General features: G+C 66.3%; 9 protein-coding genes. 2 read left to right on the top strand and 7 right to left on the bottom strand.

The genetic code is table 11. The features are described 5' to 3' along the window. Positions 1-44: 44 nt before the first annotated feature. From NQ034_RS10990 to NQ034_RS10960, 7 genes are all read right to left on the bottom strand, one after another. Positions 45-1,058 carry a hypothetical protein gene (locus tag NQ034_RS10990; RefSeq protein WP_257048877.1) on the bottom strand — a complete coding sequence of 338 codons (1,014 nt, stop codon included), beginning with the start codon at positions 1,056-1,058 and terminating at the stop codon, positions 45-47. Then, a complete protein-coding gene (locus tag NQ034_RS10985) occupies positions 1,045-1,758 on the bottom strand; it encodes a hypothetical protein (RefSeq protein WP_257048876.1) in 714 nt (237 codons plus the stop codon). The genes NQ034_RS10990 and NQ034_RS10985 overlap by 14 nt, the downstream gene beginning before the upstream one ends. Beyond that, on the bottom strand, positions 1,742-3,526 hold the full coding sequence (locus NQ034_RS10980; protein ID WP_257048875.1) for a vWA domain-containing protein: 1,785 nt from the start codon (positions 3,524-3,526) through the stop codon (positions 1,742-1,744). The genes NQ034_RS10985 and NQ034_RS10980 overlap by 17 nt, the downstream gene beginning before the upstream one ends. A 136-nt stretch (positions 3,527-3,662) precedes the next feature. Then, positions 3,663-5,459 carry a vWA domain-containing protein gene (locus NQ034_RS10975; protein ID WP_257048874.1) on the bottom strand — a complete coding sequence of 599 codons (1,797 nt, stop codon included), beginning with the start codon at positions 5,457-5,459 and terminating at the stop codon, positions 3,663-3,665. 44 nt (positions 5,460-5,503) lie between these two features. Next, positions 5,504-6,487, bottom strand: a complete 984-nt coding sequence (locus tag NQ034_RS10970; protein ID WP_257048873.1) for a helix-turn-helix domain-containing protein — start codon at positions 6,485-6,487, stop codon at positions 5,504-5,506. A gap of 53 nt (positions 6,488-6,540) precedes the next feature. Further along, the gene (locus NQ034_RS10965; protein WP_257048872.1) at positions 6,541-7,386 is read right to left on the bottom strand and encodes a DUF2690 domain-containing protein; all 846 of its coding nucleotides are present in this window, start codon (positions 7,384-7,386) and stop codon (positions 6,541-6,543) included. An 81-nt stretch (positions 7,387-7,467) separates the two neighbouring features. Next, complete coding sequence (locus tag NQ034_RS10960) at positions 7,468-8,121, bottom strand: helix-turn-helix transcriptional regulator (RefSeq protein WP_257048871.1); 654 nt, start codon at positions 8,119-8,121, stop codon at positions 7,468-7,470. A 182-nt stretch (positions 8,122-8,303) separates the two neighbouring features. On the opposite strand from NQ034_RS10960, the gene NQ034_RS10955 reads away from it, so the two are divergent. Both NQ034_RS10955 and NQ034_RS10950 read left to right on the top strand, forming a co-directional pair. Continuing rightward, positions 8,304-9,122: an acyl-CoA thioesterase gene (locus NQ034_RS10955; RefSeq protein ID WP_257048870.1), complete on the top strand. Its 819-nt coding sequence runs from the start codon at positions 8,304-8,306 to the stop codon at positions 9,120-9,122. A gap of 82 nt (positions 9,123-9,204) precedes the next feature. Then, positions 9,205-10,734, top strand: a complete 1,530-nt coding sequence (locus NQ034_RS10950) for a DUF5129 domain-containing protein (protein WP_257048869.1) — start codon at positions 9,205-9,207, stop codon at positions 10,732-10,734. The last annotated feature ends 14 nt before the right edge of the window (positions 10,735-10,748 follow it).

Here is a 10,748-nt window from a genome sequence, read left to right as displayed (position 1 = left end):
TTTTGGCATTGGGCCCTCGGCGCTGACGGAGGCCATGGGCATGCTCAACCACCATTTCGCAGCAGCCGCCTGATCGGCGCAGAGCGACAGCCTACCTCTGACTGCCGCCAATCTTTGCAACAGAGCCCCTGGCACTGCGCCACCGTTTCGGAGAAGTCGTACATCTGCATGGGCGAGGTCTGGGAATCCGCGGGCAGCAGGGCTCGGGCCCGCCCGGTCTCGCCCGGGACCACCAGGAACACCATGCCGGTCGAGTCGACGGGAATGCGCAGGAAGTGCAGTTTGTCCTTCCCCGCCGAGTACGACAGGCCACGCGCATCCAGGTCCAGATTCTGCACCGTGCTCAGGTACTCCCCGTCCTCCTTGAGGACCGCGACCTTCGCCGAGTTGTCGTCCTCATCATGGAGGTAGAGGATCAGCTCCACCGCGCCCAGGACAGGGTGGTTGAATCGCACGGCGTCCACGATCGTGCACTGCAGATTGCTGCACTGTTCGATCGCGCCGTTGTCCGGCAGGCTCATCGCATACGTTCCCGGGCGCGAGGCCCCGGCCCGGCCCGCCGCATGCCGCTTGGCGGGCGCGCCGCCGGGGTAGGCTGCGGCCGGACCACCGTCGGCGGCGCGTGACGCGTCCTGCCCTGAGTTGTCGGTCGAACCCTGCGCGCTCGCGTCGGCACCGGGCTGCCCGGAGGCCTCGGGCGCGGCGGTGACGTGCGAGCCCCGGCCCGACAGATAGCCGATGCCCGTCGCGGCCAGAAGAAGCACCACCACCCCGGCGAGCGCGGAGACGAGGAGCAGCCTGCGGCGTTTGCGTGGTGCGGGGTCGGCGGGCACCGCGGACGTTGCCGGCACGGTGGTCGCCGTAGGGACGCCGGTCGGAGTTCCCATGCCGGTCGGTTGGAAGGGCCGCTGGGGAGAGCCGGAAGTCGGCGCGGCGGCATGGGGGTGGTCCGGAACCTCATAGTGTTCGGACTCGGACTGGGGCAGCGACCACTGTGGCAGCCCGGACCCGGCCCCCGGCTCTCCCGCAGTGCCGGTGTCGTCGTTATTCGAGGACATACGCCTTACCATTCCAGCGTGCGGTCTGCGAGTTCACCTTCAGCGTGTAATAGCCCCGATCGTCCAAGGGTCCCCACCGCACGTCGGAGTCCTCGTCCAAATCGTCGGCCTCGGGCAACTCGGAGATGTCCAGGGGCTGGAAGTAACCGTTCGCCATGGGGATCAGACCGTCGGCGGTGCCTCCGTCGAGCACGGGGGATTTGATGAACAGCCGTTTCGTGGCGTCGGCGGCGGGGGACAGGAAGTGGAAGGCATTGGCGAGTTCCGCGCCGGTCAGGTCGAAGGTGTTGCCCCACAGGATCGGCACGATCTGCACGGTCTGGTCATCGGCCAGGACCGCGATCCGGCACTTCTCGGAGGGGTCCACGCTCTCGCGCCCGTCGACGTAGAGGACCACGGTCAAGAGGCCCTTGGACTCGTGCTGGTATTCCACCGCATCGGCGAGCTCACAGCTGTCCTCCGTGCACCCCTCGATCGCCGAGGCCGCCGGCGGGTCGACGGGCCGCGCCTGCCCGGCTGTGGCCTCGACCCCGGCGGGACCGGCGACAGAGCTGATGGGCGAGGTCGCGTCGTCGGCACTACCGGTCGAGGCGAATGCACCGCATCCGCCCAGAGCCAGTGCCGGGGCGAGGAGGATGCTGGGCAGGCGGAATGCCCGCGTCGCACGACACAAAGGGTGGGGCTCAGTTCTCGAGGACATATCCATCTCCCTTCCTGTGCCAGATATAGGTCTGTGGATTCTCTTCCTTTGCCACGACCTTGATGCGGTAGTAGCCACGCGAATCGATTCCGTTCCAGTCCATGTCGGCTTCTCCCTCGAACTGGATCTGGTCCCAGTCGATGACGGTGCTGTCCGTCCTGGTGAAGTAGCCGTTCTTCTCCATCTTCAGCGACAGAGCCTGAGTGCCGTCCAAGTGCAGAGACTTTCCGAAGATCCAGCCGGATCTATCCGTTGCGGGGCGCATGAAGCGGAAGTCCTCGGCGACCTCGTCCAGGGGTGAGAAGCTTTCCATCGCCGAACCGGTGTCGCCAGGGTCGACACCGGCGACCTTCCCCTCCGTAGTCATCACCTTGCCCGCGGAGTCGACGACATAGATGGCACCGTAGGAACCATATGGCTCGCCGGCCGGACCCGTGTTGGACCGAGCCACCATCGCCAGCGTCAATGCGCCCTTGGACGGATGCTGCACCTGGATCGCATCGGTGACCCGGCATTTGTCCGCGATCGTGCAGCCGGGGAAGATGCTCACCGGTGGGGGAGCCACGGAGTAGGAGTCGGTGGTCCCGCACAGGCACAGCACGATCTTGGTGATCGTGCCGCTGGGCTTCTGACCCGCCTGGTGGGAATCCGCCCCGTCGAAGTACATGCGGTAGCCCAGGCCGTTGATCGGATCCGCAGCGTAGGTTGCTGCACCATCGGCCACGGGGGTGGGCAGATCGGGATCCTTGTAGAGTTTCTCCGCAGCCGAGATGTCGTCGCCGACCTTCACCCCGTCAAGGGTAGTGGCCTTATCGGTGATGATCTCGCTGAGCTTCCCGTCCACGAAGACCAGGGTGCAGTCACGCCAGACGATCTCCACCCTGCCGGAGCCGGCAACGTCCTCGTCGAAGTCCGCGGCCTGCTTCGCCTGGTCGGCGCTCATGCCCGGGCGTAGTCCACCATATCCATCGGGGGTGAGCTGTTTGGACGTCAGCCCCGGGTTCAGGGTGGCCGCCAGCCGGGTCGTCAACTGGGCGTCGTTGACAGCGTCCCAGCTGGTGCCCTGCGTCGCCTCGGACAGACACGACAGCTGCCTGCTGGTCCGTCCGTCCACCCGGAACCCCACGGTGTGGATGTGCAGGCCGCCGTCGGCGCCCAGGTCCTTGGCCACGGTGCACGGGTTGAGTCTCTCGCCCTGATCGGCGCAGGTGTCGATGCCATCGGACAGCAGCACGATGGAGCGCTCGCCGGAATCGGGCAGCTCCTTCGCCGCGGTCTGCAGTGCCAGGGCGATGGGAGTGTAGCCCGAGGGCTTGATCCCATCGACCTTCGCATCGAAGGCCCTCTTGTCGATCGCCTTGGCCTTCAACAGCGTCGTGACGTCCTTGCAGCCCTTGGCCTGTGCGGAATCCGCGTTCGAGGTCCCCGTCCCGTAGGTCAGCAATGCGGTGCTCTGGCCCTCGGGGATCTTCTCGATCAGTCCGTGCACGGCGCGCTTGGCTGCGGCGAAGCGCTGGCCGGGTGCGTCCTCGGCTTTCATCGAGCCGGATGCGTCGAGCACGATCGCGGTGGGGACCGGCTGGATCTTATCCTGCACGGGCCGGCCCTCGCCGGTTCCCCCGGCCTGGTCAGCGGCCCCATCGGAGGTCTGGCCGCCGGGTGGGAAGGGGAGGAGGGAACAGCCGGTCAGGCCCAGCAGGACGAAGGCCAGCGCTGCGGCGATGACGGCGCTGAGGCCCGCACGCAGGGGTTTGAAGTGAGGGATCACCCCGTGATCGTATTCCACCCCACGGATGCGCCGACCGGGTTTCCGCCCGCCGGGGCATACTGGTTTTCCAAAGTTTTCAGAATCTTCAAAACCCCAGGTCACAGGTCTGCACAGACCATAGTCGAGGGTCGCCCGGCTATTCGGTTACGTACCCATGGCCGTCGTAATGGTATGCGCGGGTCGTGCCATTCGCGGTCGCGTTCAGCACGTAGTGTCCGCTCTGGTCCACATCGCCCAGTTCCAGGGTGTCCCGGTCGAATTGGAAATCTGCGATGTCGGGAACGTCCAGCTCGTAGGTGGTCCCGTACCTGCTGGGTTTCCACATGATGGGGTTCTTCACGCCCGGTGCGCGGAAGAACACGGTGCCGTCGCGGTCGGTTTCGGGGGTGAAGAACTTGAACGAATCGCGGTGCTCGTCGACCTCGGCCGCATCCCAGCGGAAGGCCGGTCCCACTGCCTCCCCGCAACCGCCCTTGGCGTGCGGGTCACAGTCGGCGACGGACGCCGCGGGACTGCCCATCGGATCGGTGACCTTGCCATCGGCATCGACCACCCATAGGAAGCCCGTGGCCGCGGTATCCCCGTACTTCTTCGAGGACTGGTTGTAGACCATCATCATCGTCAGTGTCAGCGGACCCTTCTCCGGGTGCCTGACCTGGACCGCATCGACGGTGCGGCAGGTATCGCCCGTGAGGTGTTCGCATCCGGGGAACATCCGCAGGGGCGGCGGGGCGACGGAGTAGGAGTCGTTCGTGGCGCAATCGCACAGGGTGATCGAGGTGATCTTGCCGCTCGGATTGGCGCCCGGAGTGTGCGCATCGGCACCGGTGAAGGCGATGCGGTAGCCGGTCCCGGTGATGGCATCGGCGGTGTAGCGCGCGGTCCCGTCGACCACCTGGGTGGGCAGGTGCGGGTTCTTATACGTTGACTCCGCCTGCGAGATATCGTCTCCGGGGGCGAGGCCGTCGATGGTGCGGGCGGTCGACGTGGTGATCTCGCGCAGTTTTCCGTCCTCGAACACGACTGTGGCCCCGTGGTAGGCCAGTTCGGCATGGCCGGTGGCGGGGATATCGCCTTCCAGCCCTGCGGCTGTGGCTGCCTGTGCGGTCATCCCCGGTGTCAATCCGTGGTAGCCGGCGGGCGAGAGCCTGGTGTCGGCCAGCGGACGATTCAGCGCGGCGGCCATGCGCGCGCTCAGCTGTGGGCCATTGAGCGCATTCTGGCTGCTCCCACCGGTCTCATCGGCCAGGCAGGTCAGCTGCTTGCTCGTCGGTCCATCGGCCCGGAAGCCCACCGCATGAATGTGCAGGTCTCCGTCGGCGCCCAGCTCCTGGGCGACCCGGCAGGGGTCGAGGCCCTCGGCGTCGTCGGAGCAGGTGTCCACTCCGTCGGTCAGCAGCACGATCTGTCTGGGTCCGCTGCCCGGCAGCTGTGCCGCGGCCTGTTTGAGCGAGTAGGCGATCGGGGTGTAGCCGGCCGGTTTCAGGTCGGTGATGGCGCGTTTGACCCTGCCCTTGTCCACCCGGCCGAATTTCGCCAGGGTCTTGACGTCCCTGCAGCCGGCTGTCTTCTGCGCGAAGGAACTGTCGGTGCCGGTGCCGTAGGCCAGCACTGCCGCCTGTTGTTCCGGTGACAGGGAGTCGATCAGTTTGGTCACGGCACGCTGCGCGCCGGTGAAGCGCACCCCCGGCGCGTCGTCGGCCTTCATCGAGCCCGAGGCGTCGAGCACGATGGCAGTGGGGATCGGCTCGGGCGGCGGGGCGGTCTCCTCCTGCGCCGAGGTTCCCGCCTGCTCGTCCGCCGAGTCACCGGATCCTCCGCCGCCGAAGGGCAGGAACACGCAACCGGTTAACCCGCAGATCAGGATGAGGATGAGGGCTGCGGTAACGGTGGCTGAGAGGCCCGCGTGCCGCGTCGTTGAGTCGGGGATCACATGATGATTCTATTCGGTCGGTCGGGACCAGCGGTCCGAACCGTTCACTGCGCCGCCGGTACGCAGAGGATACTGCCGGCCGGGCGGAGCTCGCCGTCGACGGTGACGCTGCCCAGACCGCACACCTGCTGTTCGGTGCCGGTCATCACCAACATGGGGGAGGTCACCTTCCGCCTGTTCTCCACCTTCCGTTCGAGCGCACGGGCATCGGTGGAGTTCGCTCCGGGGAAGATGCGCATGATCACCCGCTGGCCCGTTTTCATCCCGATCTGATCGAACCGTTCCACGGTGCCCCAGTAGGCGTGGCAGGCGGCCGAGTGCACGAGCTTCACCTCGACCTGTTCCTCATACGCGGACTGCCTCTTCACGACCACGGCATCGCCACTGCACGTGGTCATGCTCGGATCGGCGCCATCCTTGGGGTCGATGTGCCGGGTGAGGCCGACGGCCTCCGAGTGCTCGTCCGAATCCTGGGCAGTCCCGGGGCTCAGTGTCATGGCGGTGATTCCGCCGATCGTGGCCGCGGTGACCAGCCCGGCGGCGATCGCGGTGCCGAACAGGAGCCTCGACCGCGGTCTGCGCCCGTGTGGTTCGGGCTCTGCCGGTTCCGGCGGTGTCTTCGGCAACCCGTTGCCCTGCGCACCGTCGCCGGTGTGCTGGGCCGGTGCCGGACCGGTCGGCTGGGCCGGCGGAGCAGTGGCCGGGTCGATACCCGGCTGGACAACGTCGGCATCCGTCTGCCGGGTCCGTCCCTCTGCGGCCAGGATTCGGGCGCGTTTGCGCAACAGTGGTTGTGGACTCACCTCGAAGTACCGGGCAAGTCGGTAGAGCGTCTTCTCCGAAGGCAGGGAACTGCCATTGAACGCAGCGGAGAGCGTGGCGTTCGACAGCTCGACCTTGGTCGCGATCTTCGCGAGTACGGGGTCGCCGCCCCTCATCCGCAGCACGCGCAGGTCGTAGGCCAGCGAGGCTCGGTCGTCTCTGCTCGCCTCTGGGGTATCCGGGGTCGAAGGTCGTTGCTGTGTCATCGCGGAGGTCCTTGGGCCTGAAAGTGGTCGGGGTGGATGGGGTGAGTAGGGGTTCAGGCGCATACAGGGGGCCCGAGTTCCACCTTCTTCCCCGCAATCCCCACCGTGGCGACACCACAGACCGTCCGGTCGATCTCCGGTTCGACGATCATCGGGGTGTAGACGCTCTGGGCGTTGTCGAAGCGCCTGGTCTGGGCGCGGTCGCTTGTGGGATCCCCCTGCGGGTAGATCGTCATCTCGACGAAGTTCCCACCCGACTTGCCGTCGTAACGGGTGACCCGGCCCCACATGGCCATGCACTGATTCGAGTAGAGCATTTCGATCAGAAAATCCTCGCCGCGCCGCTTCTCCGACAGGGCGATGATCTTGTCGTCCTTGCACCTGGTGGCCATGGGGTCGGCCCCATTGGCGCGTTCCAACAGTGGGTCCGTCGGAGCGAACAGATTCGTCCCGGGGCTCGGCGCGGAGACCAGGCGGCTGCCCAGGACCGAACCCCCGACGGACAGGACTATGGTGAGGATCAATGCGAGGAGCGCCGGACCCGCGGTCAGGGGACGGCGGTACCACTTGGTGGGGGCCGGGTGCGCGGCTGCGGGTACCGGCCCGGCCGAGTGCACGGGCCCGGCCGGCGGGGTCGGCCGGGCCCGGGACTCCGGCGGGACTTCGGTACCCGTGCTATCGCGTTTGCGCCGCAGGTCATCGTAATCGGCGTTGAAGTACTCGACCAGACGGTAGAGGGTGTTGTCGGAGACACTGCCCTTGCCGTTGAAGGTGTCGGACAGGACGGTACGGGACAGCCCGGTGGCCTGCGCGATGTCATCGAGCCGGGGATTGCCCTTACTCAGCCGCAGTTCTCGCAACTCGCGTGCCAGGTCTTTGTGAGTAGATGGCTCTGTCATGGTGCGTCCTGGTTATGCGTTGCTGTTAGGAAGTTCGAAATATCCGAACCTAACCGATTATTCCGGATTCTGTTCCCTTCGTCATCTCCCCAGTTCCGGGGATTGTGCTGGGCAGGGCAGCACACCGTCCTGGACTGCGCGCTGGTAGAGGGCCACCTTGTCGTGTGCCGGCCGCCCGGCCTCGCGGTATTTTCTCCGAATGTGTTTGACATGGTCGGAGACCGTCCCCTCGGAGATACTCAGCGTATGGGCGATCCAGGCTGCGGTGTGTCCCAGCGCGTAGTGGGCGAGGACCTCGGTCTCCCTGGGGGACAGCCCCGCCCGGGGCCAGCGCTCGTCCGGAGCCGGCGGACGCGGGGCACGTGCGTCTTCGCGGCCGTCGGTCGAGGCCGCCCTCTGCAGGGCAAGGGTCAGTGCGGTCACGGGTTCGGCCTTGCTCACCACCCCGATCAGATCGCAATCGCGAAGCGCACGCCGCCGGTAGGGATCCTCATCGCCGATCAGTGCGATGACCACTGCGCCGGCCCGCCGCAGTCTGCTCACATTGTCCTGCGGCAGGATTTCGTCGTTGACATTCAAACCGAGGACCACGATGCCAGGGCACGGGGAACCGGCCAGGAGTTCGGCCACGGTGGGGAAGCCACCGATGAAGGTCAGCTGCGGGAGCTCGCCGGCGGCGGCAACGACGGCTGCGCGGATATACGAATGGTGGGTGTCGACGAGTGCGATGTCCATGGTGGCCTCTCGGAGGTGGTGCCGCTCCTGCCAGGACGGTGGAGACTGCGAGTAGTGCTGGTGTAGGGCCAGTGTGTACCCGGTCGAGTGCTGGAACGCCTGAATCCGCTTCGAATCGGAAAAACCGAAACTATTGAAACTGCGAACGGGGATATATGTGGATCGTTCGTTAAGCTGAGGACATGAATGATGCTCGTGCGGATGCGCACCCCCTTGACCGGGTCATCGGGACGTCGGACGTCGATGTCGATACTGTACGGGCAGCCACTGATCCAGCGTTTGCGAACATGGTCGGACCCTATGGCGGAGCGACCGCGGCCACCGTCGTCGCGGCCATCGAACGTGATCAGCGGGTCCACGGCAGACCGGTCGCGCTGACCCTGAACTACGCGGCGCCCGTCGCCGATGGCTCCTACGAGCTGCATCGGACGCCCGTGCGCACGAACAACTCGAACCAGCACTGGACGTGCACGGTCGAACAGAACGGGTCCACCGTGCTCACCGGCTCCGCTCTGACCGCTGTCGAACGGGGTGGCTGGACGGACTTGGAGGTAACCGGACCGGTGGCACCGGCGCCCGCGGAGGTCCCCGTGGCGAAGCCCGTGCGCGGCCTCGCCTGGCTGGACAACTACGAGATGCGCTTCGTAACGGGAGCGTTCCCCGTCGACGGCGCCGAGGCCTCGCCCGATTCGACCACCACCGTCTGGGTGCGCCACGCCCGTCCACGGGGCTGGGACTATCCGGCCCTGGCCTCGGCCTGCGATATCTTCGGACCCCGGATCTTCAACCGTCTGGGCCGCGCGGTCCCCGCCGGCACCGTCACCCTGACCAGTTACTTCCATGCGGGCCCGGACGTGCTGGCAGAGCAGGGGGAGTATCTGCTGTGCACGGTGCGGGCCACCCAATTCTTCTCCGGCCTGGCCGATCAGCGCGCGCAGATCTGGGGAGCCGACGGCAGCCTGCTGGCGACCACTACTCAACTGTGCTATTACAAGGCCTGAACAACCCATGGGCTTGGCGCGGCCCCCGGGTATCCACGGTGGCCTCGCGCACATAAGGGGAACGGCCAAGTAGGCTGGGGCCATGACCGCTTCCGCTTCGAACTCGCAGGCCTCACCCGAATCGACTACGGATGCGCCCTTCGCCCGTCGGGCGAGGTTGTCTGCGTGGGCCTCCTTTGCGCTCGCAGTGGTCTTCGTCGCGCTGGGCATCGGGTGGGCGGTGATGGCCAGGCCGACGGCAGCGCCCAGTTCAGTCGAGGTGGTCGAACAGGCTGATGCAGCGGATCCCACTCTGCTCAAGGAAGAGGTCGGGAAGCTGCGATTCCACCGGCCGGTTCGTGTGGTCGTCTGGTTCCGCACGGGGGATTATGCGGACAAGCTCAACGAGGAGACCCTGAAGTGGGCCCGCTCCAATCCCGATATGAATCTGCTGTCACCGGATGGGAGGAAGTGGGCGGATGGCACCTTCATCCTCACCGTTTCGGTGGAGAGCAATGAGGTGACCGGCTCCGGCCAGGTCGGGACCTACTTCGGCGAGGACGTTCGGGTGGAGTCGGGCGACGGGCACGATCGGGAGAAGAAGATTCAGCAGGCCGGATCGGATGCCTTCAAGCGGATGGACTGGACCGAGGGAGCCGTGCAGGTCACCAGGGCGGCAGCGGACTTGATGGCCCGGCCCTGGTATAAGACGCCACTGTTGGCCCTCATCATCCCGGGTATCTTCGTCGTCGCCTTCGCCCTCAACGGTGCGGGCGCGCTGCTGTTGCGCAAGGGCTTCGTGATGGCGGCCGGGAAGTTCGACTCCACCACGGTCGGGGTCAACGACCGGGTCACCGCCGCGCAGGAGATCCCCGACGTCGGCCTGGGGGAGAAGATCCGCGCCACCGCCGGGGAGGTTCTGCGCATCTACGATGACAGCCTGAGCCAGCGCACGGCACTCAACGCCTTCGCCTGGCCCGTGATCAGTCCCGTCAACGGCCGGATGACCTCGCGGCTGAAGGATTTCGCCGGAAACGTCGACACCATCGTGGATGCCACACATATGCTCCAGAACGCCATCGTGCTCTACAACCGCGACTCCAGCTGGGAACAGATCTGGACTGAGGAGATCAACGAGACGGGCCGGGCCCTGCGCGGTTTCGCCGATCCGCGGTTGGCCAACCGCGTCGGCGTGCAGCGGGCGGAGGAGTTCAAACGCTTCGGAGCCGCCGGCGAGGCCGAACTCGAGGACATCAGACGCTCCGGAATAGAAGGGGGCGGCGAGAACATCGTGCAGTGCCTAGACCGGATCGCGGATCTGCGGAAGCGCTTGAGCGCACAGACCCAGGAACTACAGGCGCGGGGCACCGCATATGCGGGAGGGGCCGGCCGCTACATCTCGAAGGCGATCGACAAGGAGCAGAGTCGGGCAAATGGGGCCTCGCGGTCGATCACCGGCTATTACGACCGTCCATACTTCTCCACCCCCACTGCCTTCATGATCGGCTACGTCAACGGTCAGCACAACTATCAGCGCGCGCAGCAGAGCTCGTCGTCCTCATCGGGTTCGTCAACCGGCTACGGCTCCTCTGGCGGCGGTTTCTCCGGTTCCGGCAGTTCTTCGAGGTTCTGAGCACAGTGCGGGGA

It is taken from the genome of Brevibacterium moorei, from assembly GCF_024580735.1.
GTDB lineage: Bacteria > Actinomycetota > Actinomycetes > Actinomycetales > Brevibacteriaceae > Brevibacterium > Brevibacterium moorei.
Note: the sequence above shows the minus strand (reverse complement) of the source record. Positions and strands in the feature narration are given on the sequence as shown.